We start from the raw sequence: 16,366 nt of genomic DNA on the forward strand, positions 1-16,366 counted from the left end.
GCGGTGCGGGGCGCGGCCTGGTCGTCCGCCTCGGCGGCGGGGTTCGGCGCCGCCCGCCGACCCGCGTGGGGCGTGGCTCGGTCGAGGGGCCGGGCGGCGGGCGCCGGGCGTGCCTGGTCGAGGGCCGGGCGGGCGCGCGGGGCGCGGCCTGGCCGCCGGCCTCGGCGGTGGAGTGCGGCGCCGCCCTCCGACCGCGTGGGGCGTGGCCCGGTCGAGGGCCGGGCGGCGGCGCGGGGCGCGGGCTGGTCGTCCGCCTCGGCGGCGGGGTTCGGCGCCGCCCTCCGACCCGCGCGGGGCGCGGCCCGGTCGTCAGTCGACGGCCGGGCTGCGGCGCTCCAGCAGGACGACGTCACGCCACCGGCCGTGATGGCGGCCGATGCGCTCGCGGACGCCGATGAGACGGAAGCCGGCCCGCTCGTGCAGGGCGAGGCTGGCCGTGTTCTCCGGGAAGATCCCGGACTGGATCGTCCAGATCCCGGCCGCCTCCGTGGACTCGACCAGCGCCTTCAGCAGCGCGGCGGCCACCCCGCGGCCCCGGGCGGCGGGGGCGACGTACACCGAGTGCTCCACGACACCGGCGTACGCGCACCGGTCGGAGACGGCGGAGGCCGCGACCCAGCCGAGCACCGCCCCGTCCTCGTCCAGAGCGACGAAACGGTGCTCGCGCAGCCTCGCCGCGTCGAACGCCTCCCACGTCGGCGCCGCCGTCTCGAAGGTCGCGTCGCCCTCGTCGATGCCCGCCTGGTAGATCGCCAGCACCTCGTCGGCGTGCCCGGCGGCCATCGGCGTGACGGTGACGGCGGTCGGGGGCGTCATGACGCGGCCGGGGCGGGCCGGGCGGCTTGAGCGGCGACCGGGACATCCGGCGTGGCCGGGGCTGCCGGGCTGCCGGTCAGGAGCTTGCCCATCGCGGCCAGCACCGACGGCTCCACCCGGTAGTAGACCCAGGTGCCGCGCCGCTCGGAGGTGAGCAGGCCGGCCTCCTTGAGCTTCTTCAGGTGGTGGGAGACGGTCGGCTGCGAGACCCCCACGTCGGAGATGTCGCACACGCACGCCTCGCCGCCCTCGTGGGAGGCCACCGCCGAGAACAGCCGCAGCCGTACGGGATCGCCGAGGGCCTTGAACATCCGCGCGGCCGCCTCGGCCTCCTCGGCGCTGAAGGGGCGCTCGGTGAGGGGCGGGCAGCAGGGCGCGACGGCCTCTTCGGCGGGGTGGAGCAGGGGCAGCGCCTTCGTGTTCGACATGTGTCTATGTTGACACACGTCTAACCAGTGGGGGTGGGCGGGATGTCGACGAGAAGACGGGCCCGCGGGGGCACTCGACGGATTCGACAACCATCTATGTTGACGATTGTCGATGCAGGGGCCATGCTGGCGGTACCAAGCCATCGACACACGTCGAACCACGCACGCTGGGAGACAGACACCGTGACCGCCGCCTCCACCCCCGCCCCCACCGAACCGCTTCCCGTCGTCGTGATCGGAGCCGGCCCCGTCGGCCTGGCCGCCGCCGCCCACCTGGCCGGACGGGGCCTGCGACCACTGGTCCTGGAGACGGGCCCGTCCGCCGGAACCGCCGTGCGCGAGTGGGCGCACGTGCGGCTGTTCTCCCCGTGGTCCGAGGTGGTCGACCCGGCCGCCGAGAAACTGCTCGCCCCGACCGGCTGGGTACGCCCGGACGGCGCGGCGTACCCGACGGGCGGCGACTGGGCCGGCCGCTACCTCCAGCCGCTCGCCGACGCCCTCGGCGACAGGGTGCGCTACGGCGCGACGGTCACCGGCGTCGCCCGGGCCGGGCGGGACCGGGTGGTCGACTCGGGCCGCGAGCAGCAGCCCTTCACCGTGCACGTGACGACCGCCGACGGACGGGAGGAGCGGATCACCGCGCGTGCCGTGATCGACGCGTCCGGTACGTGGTCCACGCCGGGCCCGCTGGGTGCCGACGGCCTGCCCGCGCTCGGCGAGAAGGCCGCCGCCGACCGCGTCTCCTACCGCGTCCCCGACCTCGACGACCCGGCGGTCCGGGCCCGTTACGCGGGCCGCCGTACGGCCGTCGTCGGCTCGGGCGCGTCCGCCTTCACCGCGCTGGCCGCCCTCGCCGGCCTGGCGGAGGAGGAGGACGGCACGCACGCGGTGTGGATCCTGCGCCGCGGCATCGGTGCGAACACCTTCGGCGGCGGCGAGGCCGACCAGCTGCCCGCCCGCGGCGCCCTCGGCCTGCGCGCCAAGTCCGCCGTGGAGGCCGGGCACGCGAGCGCGGTCACCGGCTTCCGCACCGAGGCCGTCGCACCGGACGGCGACCGGCTCGTCCTCGTCGCGGAGGACGGCCGCCGGCTGGACCCGGTGGACGAGGTGATCGTCCTGACCGGTTTCCGGCCCGACCTGTCCTTCCTGTCCGAGGTCCGCCTCGGCCTCGACGAACGCCTCCAGGCGCCCACCGCGCTGGCCCCGCTCATCGACCCGAACGTCCACTCCTGCGGCACCGTCTACCCGCACGGCGTGGCCGAACTCTCCCACCCCGAGCCGGGCCTCCACCTCGTCGGCATGAAGTCCTACGGCCGCGCGCCCACGTTCCTCGCCCTGACCGGCTACGAGCAGGTCCGCTCCGTCGCCGCGGCCCTCGCCGGCGACCACGAGGCCGCCGAACGCGTCGAACTGACCCTCCCGGAGACGGGCGTCTGCGGCGGCACGGGCCTCTTCGACCAGCCGACCGACCCGCAACAGCCGACGGGCGGCTGCTGCACCGCCCCCGCGACCCCCCGGACCGACGGCCCCGGGGCGGCCTCCGGCGGCTGCTGAACACCTCGCCCGGTGGGGCCTGTTCGAGTGATCGGTCACGTCTTCCCTGGGAACCCGCCCGAGGACGAATTGCTGCCCCGGTTGCGGGACGCGTTCGGCGATCTTCGACCGGCCGCGTGACCTCGCGCCGGTCAGGGGCCCGGTCGCCCGGCGCGCTTCCCTCACGGATGACGCCGTCGGCCCTCCCGTCCGTGGCGGGAGCCGGCGTAGGCGGCGTCGCGGAGCCGGCGCAGTCGTCCGGTGGGACGCAGCCGGGGGAGGCTGTGGGCGTAGGGGTCGTAGGAGAGGGTGCTGGTGGCCGGAGCGGGGTGCGCGGCTTCCAGGGACAGTGAGGCGAAGGTGCTCCACGGCTCGTCGGGGGCGGCTGCGCGCAGGTCGAAGCGGACGGGCCGGCGGGCCAGCTCCTGCCACAGCGTCGGCATGGTGGCTTCTCCCGCGCCGCTCGGACCGGGCACGGGAAAGGCCGCCAGGACCCGTTCACGGTCACCCGTGCGGTAGGACAGCAGGGTGGAGTACGGGCCGGTCAGCGCATGGGGCCGCAGAAGGGGCAGGTGCCGGCCGAACCGCCCGGCACGGCTGGACGTGAACAGCAGGTCGAGCGTCCTGCCCGGCCCGTCGGCGTCCTCGACCCGGACGGCCAGGCCCAGGCCGTCCGGCAGCCGCCGGGGCAGGCCGAGCGCACGGGACCAGCGCACCGTCACCCGGTAGGAGCCGGGCCGGTCCAGCCACGGCACGCCCCACCCGGAGTCCGCGCGGCCGGTCACGGTCAGCGTTCCCGTGCACAGCACCCCGTGGGGATGCAGGGCCGGTGCCGAGCGCCACCGGGCCAGCAGGTCGGCCACACCGTGTGCCGCGCGGCTGACGATCACGCCGCCCCCCGGGTCCCGGGACGGATGACGGCCCGGACGCAGCCGTCGGTCTTGTGCTTGAACATGTCGTACGCCGTGGGCGCCTGGTCGAGCGAGAGGGTGTGGGTCGCCAGGTGGGCCGTCTCGATCTCACCGGCCGCCACCCGCTCCAGGAGCATCGGGATGTAGCGCTGCCCGTGCATCTGGGCGCCGCGCACGGTGAGCCCTTTGTTGATCACGGCGCCGAGCGGGAACTTGTCGACGGCGCCCGCGAAGACACCCAGGATGAAGACGGTGCCGGCCTTGCGGCAGGCGTGGATGGCCTGGCGTACGGCGGTGGGCCGGTCGGTCTGGAGCCGCAGCTGCTGCTTGGCCTGGTCGTACAGGTGCAGCGGGCCGTCGCTGTGGGCTTCCATGCCGACGGCCTCGATGCACACGTCGGGGCCGCGCCCGCCGGTGCGTTCGCGCAGTTCCGCCGCCACGTCCGTGGTGGTGTAGTCGATGGTCTCCGCGCCCGCGTACCGCTCGGCCATGGCCAGCCGTTCGGGTATGCGGTCGATGGAGATGACCCGCTCGGCGCCCTTCAGGACCGCCGCCCTGGCAGCCATCTGCCCCACGGCTCCGCAGCCCCAGACGGCGACGACGTCCCCGGGTTCGACGCCGGCGAGGTCGGCGCCCATCCACCCGGTCGGCACGGAGTCGGAGACGAACAGGGCGCTGATGTCGTCGACGCCCTCGGGCACGGTGAAGGCACCGTAGTCGGCGAAGGGGACGCGGACGTACTCGGCGTGGCTGCCGCGCAGACCGCCCATGGCGTGGGAGTAGCCGAAGATGCCCGCGGTCTCGTAGCCCAGCAGGGCCTGGCCGATGCCGGGGTTGGTGTTGGTGTTGTCGCACAGGGACCAGAGGTCGTTGGCGCAGTACCAGCACCGCCCGCAGCCGACGAACGAGCAGACGACGACCCGGTCGCCCACCTGGTGACGGCGGACGGCGGACCCAATCTCCACGACCTCGCCGACGAACTCGTGGCCGATCACGTCCCCGGCACGCATGGCCGGGATGTAGCCGCCGATGAGGTGCAGGTCGGAGCCGCAGGTGGTGCCCGCGATCAGCCGTACGACGATGTCCTGGTCGTTGCGCAGCTCCGGATCGGGGACCTGCTCGACGGACAGCTTGTTCACGCCCTCCCAGCACAGCGCCTTCACAGCACTCCCTCCCCACCGGAGCGACGGGTCAGCACCTCGACCAGCTTGCCGCCCGGTGTGGGGCGGGTCGTGGGCGGCGCGTCGGGCCGCAGCACCTCGCCCGCCTCCAGCAGGGCCTTGGCGTCGCGCAGCGCGCGCCGCAGTTCCTGACGCGGGTCCTGCCCGGCGAGGCGTGCGGGCACGGACGTGGACACGGCGGGCACGGGCTCCTTGAACCGTGCGGCCAGTTCCGTGCCGCGGTCGCCCGGCGCCGGCCGGATCTGTACGTCGATCCGCTCCGCGAGGTCGTCCAGGGGCGGCGGCGGTTTCCCTTCGGAGCCGACGTCCGCGGGCGGCCGGTTGACCGTCACGGTGAGCCAGCGGTCGCCCGCCCGCTCGTCGGCCCGCTGCGACGGCCGGGACCGCCGCACGGCCGCGGCGCCGGCGGCCATCACCGGCACCACCCACCACAGCTTCTTCATCGGACGCCCTCCGTTCCCGGTGTCCCGGCGGCCACCGTCGGGCGCCGGGTTTCCGCGGCCACCGGCATGAAACGGCGCCGGCCGGCAGGCGCCGGGGCCGGGCGCGCGGTGCAGAACGCCGACGGCGGGAGGGATGCCGGAGAAACAGGTGAGCCGGGGAGCCCTGGGTACTCGCCGCCGCATGATGAAGCGCGCACTGTGGCAAGGGCTGGTGGCCGGCACGACCGGAGTGCTGGTGATGACGCTGGGCGAGAAGGCGGAGCAACGGCTCACCGGCCGGCCCGACTCCCACGTCCCCGCCCGCACCATGGAACGCCTGACCGGCATGCGGGAGCGTCCCGGCCGCCAGCCCGTGCCGGTGAACCTGGCCATGCACGTGGGTCAGGGCGCCCTGCTCGGTGTCCTGCGGTCGGTGATGTCGCACGCCGGGCTGCGCGGACCCTGGTCGTCGGCGCAGTTCGCCGTCGTCCGGGTCACCAACGACCAGATCCTGGAGAACGCCACCGGCGTCGGCGCCCCGCCCCCGACCTGGCCGCGCCGCGAACTCGTCGTCGACCTGCTCCACAAGGCGGTGTACGCCTTCGCCACCGGCGCCGTGGCCGACGCCCTGGCCGCCCGGTCGGGCCCCGGCCCCGGACAACGCCACGCCGCCCTGCGCCCCGGCCGCCACGCCGACGTGGGTCCTGTGCCCCGGCGGGGGTGACCTGTCAGGGGTTCGTGGCCCGGCCGACTGTCCGGGGCACCTGCCCCTCGATCCCCCTCAGGGCCAGACCAAGCAATAAGCCTGATGCCCCGCCTCGTGCAACCGATGGCTGAAGTCCTGCCACTCGTGCAGCAACTGGTACACGTTGAACGCGTCCCGCGGACCGCCCCGGTCCGGGACCGTCGACCAGATGAACGCCGCCGCGCCGACCGCCTCCTCGCCGATGCCGCGCAAGGGGTCGACGACCGTCATGGGGAGTTTGACGACCGCGTAGTCGGGGTGGAGGACGACCAGTTCCAGGGGCGGGACGCGGTGCAGGGGGACGCCCTCTATGCCGGTCAGGACCATGGCTGCCACGGTCTCCGGCTTGATCTTGGTGAACATGCCGTTCATGCCGAGCTCGTCGCCGCCGAGTTCCTCGGGGCGCATCGAGATCGGGACACGGGCCGCGGTCGCGCCGTCGGGCGCGCCGAAGTACTTGTACGTCACCCCCACCCGACCACCCTTCCCGCTCCTCGCCCTCGGACGGTCCGTCCCGCGGTCGAGCCGCCGGTCGACCGGTTCGGGCTCACCCGGTGCCCCGTGTGCCTGACGTGCCTCGGCCGTGTCCTCCGCGTCGCGCCGGTGCCTGCCCCGCCGGGCACGTCGAGGACCCAGGTCGTCAGTCCCCTCGCCCAGTCCGCCACCGCGATGCATATCTCCACCCGACTGCTTTTCCAGGACGCGTGTCCCCCGCCGCGCAACCCGATCATCGTGTCAGTGACCTCCCCCACGGCCGCCCGCCGAAACGTGCGCTGAACCATCTCTCCGCGGGGCGCCGCAAGGGGACGCCGCAGGCCTGAACACCACGCCGGAACATCACGCCCGTGTGAGCTCTGTGTATCAGGCCCCAGTCTCGCAGATGAGACGGGGAGTGGGCCGGTCCTGGGGAAGGTACGGCCGGCCCGGGGGCCTACCCTGAGGAGGTCACTGGCAACCCGGAGTCCGAAAGCGGTCGGACCGGAGTCCGAGAGCAGTCGGAGAAGGTCGGAGAAGTCGCAGGTCATGAGCGAACTGGCATATCCATACGAAGCACCGGGCTCGCAGGCTCTGTTCGACCGTGCGGCGGCCGTCACGCCCGGCGGCGTGAACTCCCCGGTGCGGGCCTTCCGCGCCGTCGGCGGCACGCCCCGGTTCATGGTGTCCGGCACCGGGCCGTATCTGACCGACGCCGACGGACGCGAGTACGTCGACCTGGTGTGTTCCTGGGGCCCGATGATCCTCGGGCACTCCCACCCGGAGGTCGTCGCCGCCGTGCAGGCCGCCGTCGCGCGCGGCACCTCCTTCGGCACGCCCGGTGAGGGCGAGGTCGCGCTCGCCGAGGAGATGGTCGGCCGTGTCGGGCCGCTGGAGCAGGTTCGGCTGGTGTCCAGCGGGACCGAGGCCACCATGTCCGCGATCCGGCTCGCCCGCGGCTTCACCCGCCGCTCCAAGGTGGTCAAGTTCGCCGGGTGCTACCACGGGCACGTCGACTCGCTGCTCGCCTCGGCCGGCTCCGGCGTCGCCACGTTCGCGCTGCCGGACACCCCGGGCGTCACCGGCGCCCAGGCCGGCGACACCATCGTGCTGCCGTACAACGACCTGGACGCCGTGCACGCCGCCTTCGCCGCCCACCCCGGCGAGATCGCCTGCGTGATCACCGAGGCGTCGCCCGGGAACATGGGCGTCGTGCCGCCGATGCCCGGCTTCAACCAGGGCCTCAAGGACGCCTGCGCCGCGAACGGCGCGCTGTACGTCTCCGACGAGGTGATGACCGGCTTCCGCACCAGCCGCGCCGGGTGGTTCGGCGTCGACGGCGTCGTGCCCGACCTGATGACCTTCGGGAAGGTCATGGGCGGCGGATTCCCGGCCGCCGCGTTCGGCGGGCGCGCCGACGTCATGGCGCACCTCGCGCCGGCCGGGCCCGTCTACCAGGCCGGCACCCTCTCCGGGAACCCGGTCGCCACCGCCGCCGGGCTCGCCCAGCTGCGGCTGCTCGACGACGCCGCCTACGCGAGGCTCAACACCGTGTCGGCGCAGATCCAGTCGATGGTGTCCGAGGCGCTGACCAAGGAAGGCGTCACGCACACCGTGCAGAGCGCGTCCAACATGTTCTCCGTGTTCTTCACCGACCGGCCGGTGCGCGACTACGAGGACGCCAAGGCGCAGGAGTCCTTCCGCTTCACCGCGTTCTTCCACGCGATGCTGGCGCACGGCGTCTACCTGCCGCCGTCGTCCTTCGAGTCCTGGTTCGTCTCCACGGCCCACGACGAGCAGGCCCTGGCGAGGATCGCCGACGCCCTGCCGGCGGCGGCCCGGGCAGCGGCGGAGGCGACCGCGTGAGCGAGAACGGACGCGACCTCGTGGGCGAGGACGGAGGCCACCGCGTGAGCGACAACGGCAAGGACATCACCGTCGTCCACCTGATGCGGCACGGCGAGGTCGCCAACCCGGACGGCATCCTGTACGGCAGGCTGCCCGGCTACCACCTGTCCGAGCTGGGCCGGCGGATGGCCGACCGGGTCGCCGACCACCTCGCCCCCCGGGACGTCACGTACGTCGCCTCCTCCCCGCTGGAGCGGGCGCAGGAGACCGCGACGCCGATCGCCAAGGCGCACGGCCTGGACCTGGACACCGACGAGCGGCTCATCGAGGCCGACAACGTCTTCCAGGGCAAGACCTTCGGCGTCGGGGACGGCGCGCTGCGCAGGCCGGACAACTGGAGGCACCTCGTCAACCCGTTCAAGCCGTCCTGGGGCGAGCCGTACCTCGACCAGGTGGTGCGGATGATGGGCGCGCTGCACGCCGCGAAGGACCGGGCACGCGGGCACGAGGCCGTGCTCGTCAGCCACCAGCTGCCCATCTGGATCGTGCGGTCCTACGTCGAGCGGCGCCGGCTGTGGCACGACCCGCGCAAGCGGCAGTGCACGCTCGCGTCCCTGACGACGTTCACGTTCCAGGGCGACAGGATCGTTTCCGTGGGCTACACGGAGCCCGCCCGCGATCTCGTCCCGGCCCATCTGCTCGCCGGCGCCAGGCCGGTGAAGGGGAAGGACAAGGCCTTCGGGGCATAGGCGGCACACGGGCAGCGAACAGGCAGCACACGGGCGGGGCCGGGGTCGCCGCCCCCACGACCCGCGACATCTTGTTGCCGACTCTGCGCATTTCCCGGGAACGATCGCGATCATCGCGTCCTCTCAGTGGGTGACCCACTGAGGACGTGACGATCGGGGACACCATGCGCACGCTCACCCGCAGGGGAATGCTCGGACTCGGCGCGGGCGCCGCAGCCTCACTCACGGCGTGCGGCGCCCACGGGCTCGACGGCTCGAGCCGTGCCGGCGGTTCCCGCGAGGACCGCCCGGACGAGCCGGGCAGGGCGGCGCGGCCGATAGGCGACGGCTCCACCTCGTACACCGGCAAGCAGCCCCGCCAGCCCGCCGCGCCCGTGCCGCTGGAGCCGGGTGAGACCCCGCCGCAGTTCGTCGTGTTCTCCTGGGACGGGGCCGGCGAGGTCGGCAACGGCCTCTTCCCGCGCTTCCTCGACCTCGCGCGGGAGCACGACGCCCGCATGACGTTCTTCCTCTCCGGGCTGTATCTGCTGCCCGAGTCGAAGAAGCGCCTGTACCACCCGCCGAACAACCCGCGCGGCGCCTCCGACATCGGCTACCTCACCGACGGCCACATCCGGGACACGCTGGTGAACATCCGCCGCGCCTGGCTCGACGGGCACGAGATCGGCACCCACTTCAACGGCCACTTCTGCGGCGACGGGCCGGGCTCGGTCGCCCACTGGACGACCCGGCAGTGGCGCAGCGAGACCGACCAGGCGGTGTCGTTCGTGAAGGAGTGGCGGACGAACACCGGCTGGGGAGACCTGCCGTCGCTGCCGTTCGACTACGACAAGGAACTCGCCGGCGCCCGTACGCCCTGTCTGCTCGGCCGGGACAACCTGCTGCCCGCCGCCCGCGAGCTCGGCTGGCGCTACGACGCCTCGTCGCCGGGCGGCCTCCAGATCTGGCCGGACAAGCGGCAGGGGCTGTGGGACCTGCCGTTGCAGCAGATACCGTTCCCGGGCCGCGGCTTCGAGGTCCTCGCGATGGACTACAACATCCTGGCGAACCAGTCCGTGAACTCCACCAACGCGCCCGCCCATCACCACCCGGCTTGGCGTGAACAGGCCACCCAGGCCTACATATCGGGCTTCAGGCGGGCATACGAGACCAATCGCGCACCGTTCTTCGTCGGCAACCACTTCGAGCAGTGGAACGGCGGCATCTACATGGACGCCGTGGAAGAGGCCCTCAAGCACATCGCCCGCGAACGGGACAAGGGCGGGGACGTCCGGCTGGTCTCCTTCCGGCAGTTCACCGACTGGCTCGACGTGCAGCGGCCCGAGGTGCTGGCCCGGCTCCGCACCCTCGGCGTGGGACAGCGGCCCCCGGGCGGCCGGCGGGCCTTCCCGGCAGCAGGCTCCACCACCCCCGCCGACCCCGCCCCGGAGCCCGAAAACGCCGCCTGAAATGCGGGTTTCCCTCCCCCAGGGGGGTGCGCAAGATCCCCGGTGGCGACATGCGAAACTTTTCACATGAGTGCCGCCAGCCGCGCCCCCCAGCGCTCGAACCGCACCGACCGCACCCGCCGCCGTACCGCCCTGACGATGACCGGTGCCGCCGTGGCGGCGCTGCTGCTGTCCGCGTGCAGCTCGGGCGGCACCTCGGGCGGCGGCGGCAACACCAACTTCGTCACCGGCGCCGACGGCGTCGCCACCGTGCGGAAGGGCGAGCGGGACGCCCTCCCCGACCTGTCCGGCAGGACCGTGGACGGCGGTGACCTCGACGTCGCCGACTACCGGGGCAAGGTCGTCGTCCTCAACGTGTGGGGCTCGTGGTGCGCGCCGTGCCGGCTCGAGGCCAAGAACTTCGAGAAGGTCTACCAGGACACCAAGGACCAGGGCGTCCAGTTCGTCGGCATCAACACCCGCGACGCGAGCGTCGGCCTGGCCCGCGCCTTCGAGGAGGAGCAGGGTGTCACCTTCCCGAGCCTGTACGACCCGACCGGCAAGCTGATGCTCCGCTTCGAGAAGGGCACGCTCAACCCGCAGGCCGTCCCCTCCACCCTGATCGTCGACCGGGAGGGCAGAATCGCCGCGCGCGCCCTGCAGGCCCTCAGCGAGAAGAAGCTGCGCTCGATGCTCGACCCGGTCCTCGCGGAGAAGTGACGTGACCGCGCTCACCACGCTCGCCGAGGCGGGCTACAACGGCACGGTGCTCAACGGCGCCCTGCTCGTGGCCCTGCCCATCGCGCTGCTCGGCGGTCTCGTCTCCTTCTTCTCGCCCTGCGTCCTGCCCCTCGTCCCCGGCTACCTGTCGTACGTGACCGGGGTCACCGGCACGGACCTGGCGGAGGCCCGGCGCGGCCGGATGGTGGCGGGCGCCTCCCTGTTCGTCGCCGGTTTCACCGCCGTGTTCGTGTCCGGCGGCGCCCTGTTCGGCTACTTCGGCTCCACGCTCCAGGAGCACCGCGACGTCCTGAGCAAGGTGCTCGGCGTGCTCATGATCGCCATGGGCGTGTTCTTCATGGGGCTCCTGCCGTGGATGTCCCAGCGCGAGTTCCGGTTCCACAAGCGGCCCGTCACCGGCCTGGCCGGGGCGCCGCTGCTGGGCGCGCTGTTCGGGATCGGCTGGACGCCCTGCATCGGCCCGACCCTCGCCTCCGTGCAGGCGCTCGCCATCAGCGAGGCCAGCGCCGGCCGCGGCGCCGTACTGACCGTCGCGTACTGCGTCGGCCTCGGCGTCCCCTTCGTCCTCGCCGCGGTCGCCTTCCGCAAGGCCCTCGGCGCCTTCGGCTGGGTCAAGCGCCACTACGTCTGGGTGCTGCGCGTCGGCGGCACCATGATGATCGTGACCGGTCTGCTGCTGCTGACCGGCGTGTGGGACGGCATCCTGCAGCAGATGCAGACCTGGTCCAACGGATTCACTGTGGGGATCTGACCGATGAGCGACACCACCACCGACAGGGCCCCGGCCCTCCAGGACGACCAGGAGCTCGGCGAGGCCGGCTCCCAGCTGTCCACCGCCCCCGCCGAGGAGGCACCGAACCTCCCCGCCCTGGGCGCCGCCGGCTGGCTCCGCTGGTTCTGGCGCCAGCTCACCTCGATGCGGGTCGCGCTGCTGCTGCTCCTGCTGCTGTCGCTCGGCGCGATCCCCGGCTCGCTGATCCCGCAGACCGGCACCGACGTCACCAAGGTCGAGGAGTTCCGCGCCAAGCACGAGACGCTCGCGCCCCTCTACGACAAGCTCGGCCTCTTCAACGTCTACAGCTCGGTGTGGTTCTCGGCGATCTACATCCTGCTGTTCGTCTCCCTCATCGGCTGCATCGTGCCGCGCACCTGGCAGTTCGTGGGCCAGTTGCGCGGCCGTCCGCCGGGCGCCCCGCGCCGCCTGACCCGGCTGCCCGCCCACACCACCTGGCGCACCGAGGCCGCGCCCGAGGAGATCCGCGAGGCCGCCCTCGCGCTGCTGAGAAAGCGCCGCTTCCGCGCCCATGTCGCCGGTGACGCCGTCGCCGCCGAGAAGGGCTACCTGCGGGAGCTGGGCAACCTGGTCTTCCACGTCGCGCTGATCGTGATCCTGGTCGCCTTCGCCTGGGGCCAGCTGTTCAAGTCCGAGGGCAACAAGCTGGTGCTGGAGGGCGACGGCTTCGCCAACACGCTCACCCAGTACGACGACTTCAGGTCGGGCAGCCTCTTCGCGCAGGACGACCTGGACCCGTTCAGCTTCGTGCTGAAGGACTTCACCGGCACGTACGAGGCGACCGGACCCAACCGCGGCACCCCGCGCGTCTTCCAGGCCGAGGTCACCTACAGCGTGGGCGCCTACGGCAAGGACAAGAGGACCGTCATCGAGGTCAACGACCCGCTGGAGATCGGCGGCTCCAAGGTCTACCTGGTCAGCCACGGCTACGCGCCGGTCATCACCGTCAAGGACGGCAGGGGCAAGGTCGTCATGGACCGCGAGGCCGTGCCGCTGCTGCCGCTGGACGCCAACGTGACCTCCTCCGGCGCCATCAAGGTCATGGACGGCTACCGCAACGCCAAGGGCGCCAGGGAGCAGCTCGGCTTCAACGCCTTCTTCCTGCCCACGCACGGCGGCGACGGCACGACGATGCTGTCGCAGTTCCCGGCGCTGATCAATCCGATGCTGGCGCTGTCCGCCTACCACGGCGACCTCGGCGTCGACTCGGGCGTCCCGCAGAGCGTGTACCAGCTGAACAAGAAGAACCTGAAGGAGTTCAAGGACTCCGACGGCGAGCTGTTCAAGAAGCAGCTCAAGATCGGCGAGACCATGACCCTGCCGAACGGCGCCGGGACCGTCACGTTCGACGGCGTGAAGGAGTGGGCCGGTTTCCAGATCGCCCGGCAGCCCGCCAGCGGCTGGGCCCTCGCCGGGTCCGTCGCCGCGATCCTCGGCCTCGCCGCCTCCCTGTTCATCCAGCGCCGCCGCGTGTGGGTGCGCGCGGTCAGGGGCGCCGACGGCGTCACCGTCGTCGAGATGGCCGGGCTCGGCCGCAGCGAGTCCGCCAAGGTGCCCGACGAACTCGGCGAACTCGCCGGGATCCTGTACGAGCGGGCGCCGGGCGCCCCCGACCCCGAACCCTCCGATTCCCCTGCCGTACCTGCCGAAGGGGCTGACAAGCAGTGACTGCCGCAACCGACCTGGCCGCCGCGACCAACGAGAACCTCGCGCACCTCAGCAACGTGCTGATCTACTCCGCGATGGCCGTCTACACGCTGGCCTTCTTCGCGTACATCGCCGAATGGCTGTTCGGCAGCCGCAGCAAGGTGGGCCGTACGGCCGCCGCGCTCACCGCGAAGCCGCAGGCCGAGGCCGGGAGCGGACCGGCGGTCACGGTGCAGCAGGCCGGCGGCACCGCCGTGCTGGAGCGTCCCAAGGTCGTCGTCCGGTCCGCCTCCGGCACCCGGGACGTGCCCGACGGGCCCGGCGCGCACGGCGGCGACCAGCAGGGCGACCTGTACGGCCGGATCGCGATCTCCCTGACCGCCCTCGGTTTCCTGCTCGAGTTCGGCGGCGTGCTCACCCGCGCGCTGTCGGTGGAGCGGGCGCCGTGGGGCAACATGTACGAGTTCAACATCACGTTCTCGACGGTCGCCGTCGGCGTGTACCTCACGCTGCTCGGCCTGAGGAAGAACGTCCGCTGGCTCGGCCTGCCGCTGATCACCTCGGTCCTGCTCGACCTCGGGCTCGCCGTGACCGTGCTCTACACGGAGAGCGACCAGCTCGTCCCGGCGCTCCAGTCGTACTGGCTCTACATCCACGTCTCCACCGCGATCTTCTGCGGCGCGGTGTTCTACGTCGGCGCGATGTCCACGGTGCTGTACCTGTTCAAGGACGGCTACGAGAACAAGCTGGCCGGCGGCGGCACGCCCGGCCGGTTCGCCGACTCGGTCCTGGACCGGCTGCCCGCCGCGGCCTCCCTCGACAAGTTCGCCTACCGCGTCAACGCCGCCGTCTTCCCGCTGTGGACCTTCACGATCATCGCGGGCGCCATCTGGGCGGGCGACGCGTGGGGCCGCTACTGGGGCTGGGACCCCAAGGAGACCTGGTCCTTCATCACCTGGATCGCCTACGCCTGCTACCTGCACGCCCGGGCCACGGCCGGCTGGAAGGGCCGCAAGGCCGCCTACCTGGCCCTGGTCGCGTTCGGCTGCTGGCTGTTCAACTACTACGGCGTGAACATCTTCGTGTCCGGCATGCACTCCTACGCGGGCGTGTAGGCCGGACCGGCCCCACGCCCGGTCGGGGTGGTCCGGTTCACACCAGGCCGCGCGCGACGCTCGTGATGATGTCGCGCAGCCGCTCGGTGTAGAGCCGGAGGTTCTTGTGGGCGACGTCGGTGTCCGGGTAGCGGCCGGCGAACCACAGGCCCTCGTGGAGCCGGCTCACCCACGCGCACACCTGGTCGCCGTACGACACCCGGATCAGCCCGTACGCCTTCAGCTCCGGCCAGCGTTCGGCGCCGGGCATGGCGCGGGAGTCGACGAACGACACGATCGAGTACAGGTCGGGCGACGTCGGCCGGAAGTCGGAGCCGAGCAGCCGCAGCACGCGGGCCAGCGGCATCCGCGCGAGCCGCCGGTTGGCCTGCAGCCCGGCGCGCACCGCCCGCAGCGCGGCCGTGAAGTCGGGCAGTTCGGCCACCGGGATCTCCAGGGGCGCGCCGCCGACGTACCAGCCGACCGAGTCGGCCCACTGGGACCTGGCGCGGGTGTGGAACGGCACGACCGTGCGGTAGACGGGCGGGCCGCCGATCTCGTGGACGATGAGGGCCGTGGCGGCCAGGACACCGACGAGGCTGCCGCCGAAGGGGCGGCAGTGGGCCTCGAAGGCGGCGGCGTCGGCCGCGTCGACCAGCGGCTCGCTCAGCATCTTCTGCCGCGGCAGCGGGTCGCCGGGCCGCAGGCCGAGGTCCACGGGGAAGCCGGGCAGCCTGCCGTCGCACCGGTGAATGAACTCCCGCCAGCGGGCGACCACTTCGTGGGTCTCGTCGATGCGGTCGGCGTCGGCGCGCTCGGCCTCGCAGAAATCGACGTAGCTGCCCGCGGGCCGCCGGTCCACGGGCCGGCCCTCGACCTGCGCCGCGTACAGCTCGTGGATCTCGGCCGGGATGCGGTGCACCGAGTAGGCGTCGACGTTGCTGTGGTCGAAGGCCATGTAGACGCTGGTGCCGTCGTCCCGGACGACGGCCGTGTAGATGAGGTTGGGCCAGCGCAGCGCGTCCGCCGTCTCGTCGAAGCGCTGCTGGAGGTGGCGCACCAGCGCGGCGGCGTCGGTGAACTCCCCGACGTCCTCGCGCTGCAGCGACACCGCGTCGGCGTCGAGCGTGAAGCGGCGCATCTCGTCGCCGGACTCGCCGGCCCAGCGGAAGCCGCTGCGCAGCGTCTCGTGGCGCAGGGTCCAGCCGCGCAGCGCCTCCTGGAGGGCGTCCAGGTCGACGCGGCCCGGGATGTCGAAGGCGGCGCCGAGCCAGGTGGGCACGAACAGGCCGTCCTCGCGCACCGAGCGGGCGGTCCTGATGTGCGACTCCTGGATGTACGCCGGTGGCCGCGAGTCCTCCGGCAGGCCTGCCGCGGTCTCGACGGTCGCCGCGCTGAGCGTCCACTCGACGAGTCGTCCGGGCCGGACCTCGCAGCGTTGGATGTCGGTCGTTCGCACGGGGCGTCTCCGTTCGCAGGTGTGCACAGACCCGACCAAGGGAAAGCGGAGATGGCGAGTCCGCACCCGGCGTGTCGTGAGTTTTCCGTGGAACGGAT

General features: G+C 72.8%; 16 protein-coding genes. 9 read left to right on the plus strand and 7 right to left on the minus strand.

The window, feature by feature from the left end; translation table 11 throughout:
- Positions 1-309: 309 nt before the first annotated feature.
- Both AB0M97_RS07000 and AB0M97_RS07005 read right to left on the minus strand, forming a co-directional pair.
- Positions 310-816, minus strand: a complete 507-nt coding sequence (locus AB0M97_RS07000; protein ID WP_365959705.1) for an N-acetyltransferase family protein — start codon at positions 814-816, stop codon at positions 310-312.
- Complete coding sequence (locus tag AB0M97_RS07005; protein WP_365959706.1) at positions 813-1,244, minus strand: metalloregulator ArsR/SmtB family transcription factor; 432 nt, start codon at positions 1,242-1,244, stop codon at positions 813-815. The genes AB0M97_RS07000 and AB0M97_RS07005 overlap by 4 nt, the downstream gene beginning before the upstream one ends.
- A gap of 183 nt (positions 1,245-1,427) precedes the next feature.
- On the opposite strand from AB0M97_RS07005, the gene AB0M97_RS07010 reads away from it, so the two are divergent.
- On the plus strand, positions 1,428-2,798 hold the full coding sequence (locus AB0M97_RS07010) for an FAD-dependent oxidoreductase (RefSeq protein ID WP_365959707.1): 1,371 nt from the start codon (positions 1,428-1,430) through the stop codon (positions 2,796-2,798).
- 161 nt (positions 2,799-2,959) lie between these two features.
- On the opposite strand, the gene AB0M97_RS07015 is transcribed toward AB0M97_RS07010, so the two are convergent.
- From AB0M97_RS07015 to AB0M97_RS07025, 3 genes are read right to left on the minus strand one after another with little or no spacing between them, the layout of a single operon-like run.
- Positions 2,960-3,667: a phosphodiesterase gene (locus tag AB0M97_RS07015; RefSeq protein WP_365959708.1), complete on the minus strand. Its 708-nt coding sequence runs from the start codon at positions 3,665-3,667 to the stop codon at positions 2,960-2,962.
- Complete coding sequence (locus AB0M97_RS07020) at positions 3,664-4,851, minus strand: zinc-dependent alcohol dehydrogenase (RefSeq protein ID WP_365959709.1); 1,188 nt, start codon at positions 4,849-4,851, stop codon at positions 3,664-3,666. Before AB0M97_RS07020 ends, AB0M97_RS07015 begins: the two co-directional genes overlap by 4 nt.
- Positions 4,848-5,312, minus strand: a complete 465-nt coding sequence (locus tag AB0M97_RS07025; protein WP_365959711.1) for a hypothetical protein — start codon at positions 5,310-5,312, stop codon at positions 4,848-4,850. The genes AB0M97_RS07020 and AB0M97_RS07025 overlap by 4 nt, the downstream gene beginning before the upstream one ends.
- Before the next feature lie 181 nt (positions 5,313-5,493).
- On the opposite strand from AB0M97_RS07025, the gene AB0M97_RS07030 reads away from it, so the two are divergent.
- Positions 5,494-6,015 (plus strand): hypothetical protein, encoded by a 522-nt coding sequence (locus AB0M97_RS07030; RefSeq protein WP_365959712.1) that lies wholly within the window; start codon positions 5,494-5,496, stop codon positions 6,013-6,015.
- Positions 6,016-6,072: 57 nt separating this feature from the next.
- On the opposite strand, the gene AB0M97_RS07035 is transcribed toward AB0M97_RS07030, so the two are convergent.
- Entirely contained in the window at positions 6,073-6,711 is a 639-nt protein-coding gene (locus tag AB0M97_RS07035) for a hypothetical protein (RefSeq protein ID WP_365959713.1), read from the minus strand.
- A gap of 348 nt (positions 6,712-7,059) precedes the next feature.
- Between AB0M97_RS07035 and hemL the strand changes: the two genes are divergently transcribed.
- From hemL to ccsB, 7 genes are all read left to right on the plus strand, one after another.
- A complete protein-coding gene (hemL, locus tag AB0M97_RS07040; protein ID WP_365959714.1) occupies positions 7,060-8,376 on the plus strand; it encodes a glutamate-1-semialdehyde 2,1-aminomutase in 1,317 nt (438 codons plus the stop codon).
- 83 nt (positions 8,377-8,459) lie between these two features.
- Positions 8,460-9,107, plus strand: a complete 648-nt coding sequence (locus tag AB0M97_RS07045) for a histidine phosphatase family protein (RefSeq protein WP_365959917.1) — start codon at positions 8,460-8,462, stop codon at positions 9,105-9,107.
- 164 nt (positions 9,108-9,271) lie between these two features.
- A complete protein-coding gene (locus tag AB0M97_RS07050) occupies positions 9,272-10,555 on the plus strand; it encodes a hypothetical protein (RefSeq protein WP_365959918.1) in 1,284 nt (427 codons plus the stop codon).
- A gap of 66 nt (positions 10,556-10,621) precedes the next feature.
- Positions 10,622-11,254: a TlpA disulfide reductase family protein gene (locus AB0M97_RS07055; protein WP_365959715.1), complete on the plus strand. Its 633-nt coding sequence runs from the start codon at positions 10,622-10,624 to the stop codon at positions 11,252-11,254.
- A 1-nt stretch (position 11,255) separates the two neighbouring features.
- Positions 11,256-12,026 (plus strand): cytochrome c biogenesis protein CcdA, encoded by a 771-nt coding sequence (locus tag AB0M97_RS07060; RefSeq protein WP_365959716.1) that lies wholly within the window; start codon positions 11,256-11,258, stop codon positions 12,024-12,026.
- A gap of 3 nt (positions 12,027-12,029) precedes the next feature.
- Positions 12,030-13,736 carry a cytochrome c biogenesis protein ResB gene (locus AB0M97_RS07065; RefSeq protein WP_365959717.1) on the plus strand — a complete coding sequence of 569 codons (1,707 nt, stop codon included), beginning with the start codon at positions 12,030-12,032 and terminating at the stop codon, positions 13,734-13,736.
- Entirely contained in the window at positions 13,733-14,830 is a 1,098-nt protein-coding gene (gene ccsB / locus AB0M97_RS07070) for a c-type cytochrome biogenesis protein CcsB (RefSeq protein WP_365959718.1), read from the plus strand. Before AB0M97_RS07065 ends, ccsB begins: the two co-directional genes overlap by 4 nt.
- 37 nt (positions 14,831-14,867) lie before the next feature.
- Here the strand turns inward: ccsB and AB0M97_RS07075 are convergent, their stop codons facing one another.
- The gene (locus AB0M97_RS07075; protein WP_365959719.1) at positions 14,868-16,268 is read right to left on the minus strand and encodes a condensation domain-containing protein; all 1,401 of its coding nucleotides are present in this window, start codon (positions 16,266-16,268) and stop codon (positions 14,868-14,870) included.
- Between the last annotated feature and the right edge of the window lie 98 nt (positions 16,269-16,366).

It is taken from the genome of Streptomyces sp. NPDC051207 (genome assembly GCF_040682395.1).
In the GTDB taxonomy this organism is placed as follows: Bacteria; Actinomycetota; Actinomycetes; order Streptomycetales; family Streptomycetaceae; genus Streptomyces.

What these genes read in the sequence shown, in the direction of transcription:
- AB0M97_RS07000 (WP_365959705.1), bottom strand. Translation starts at nt 816, where the DNA reads ATGACGCCCCCGACCGCCGTCACCGTCACGCCGATGGCCGCCGGGCAC.
- AB0M97_RS07005 (WP_365959706.1), bottom strand. Translation starts at nt 1,244, where the DNA reads ATGTCGAACACGAAGGCGCTGCCCCTGCTCCACCCCGCCGAAGAGGCC.
- AB0M97_RS07025 (WP_365959711.1), bottom strand. Translation starts at nt 5,312, where the DNA reads ATGAAGAAGCTGTGGTGGGTGGTGCCGGTGATGGCCGCCGGCGCCGCG.
- AB0M97_RS07030 (WP_365959712.1), top strand. Translation starts at nt 5,494, where the DNA reads ATGATGAAGCGCGCACTGTGGCAAGGGCTGGTGGCCGGCACGACCGGA.
- AB0M97_RS07035 (WP_365959713.1), bottom strand. Translation starts at nt 6,711, where the DNA reads ATGCATCGCGGTGGCGGACTGGGCGAGGGGACTGACGACCTGGGTCCT.
- hemL (WP_365959714.1), top strand. Translation starts at nt 7,060, where the DNA reads ATGAGCGAACTGGCATATCCATACGAAGCACCGGGCTCGCAGGCTCTG.
- AB0M97_RS07045 (WP_365959917.1), top strand. Translation starts at nt 8,460, where the DNA reads ATGCGGCACGGCGAGGTCGCCAACCCGGACGGCATCCTGTACGGCAGG.
- AB0M97_RS07050 (WP_365959918.1), top strand. Translation starts at nt 9,272, where the DNA reads ATGCGCACGCTCACCCGCAGGGGAATGCTCGGACTCGGCGCGGGCGCC.
- AB0M97_RS07055 (WP_365959715.1), top strand. Translation starts at nt 10,622, where the DNA reads ATGAGTGCCGCCAGCCGCGCCCCCCAGCGCTCGAACCGCACCGACCGC.
- AB0M97_RS07065 (WP_365959717.1), top strand. Translation starts at nt 12,030, where the DNA reads ATGAGCGACACCACCACCGACAGGGCCCCGGCCCTCCAGGACGACCAG.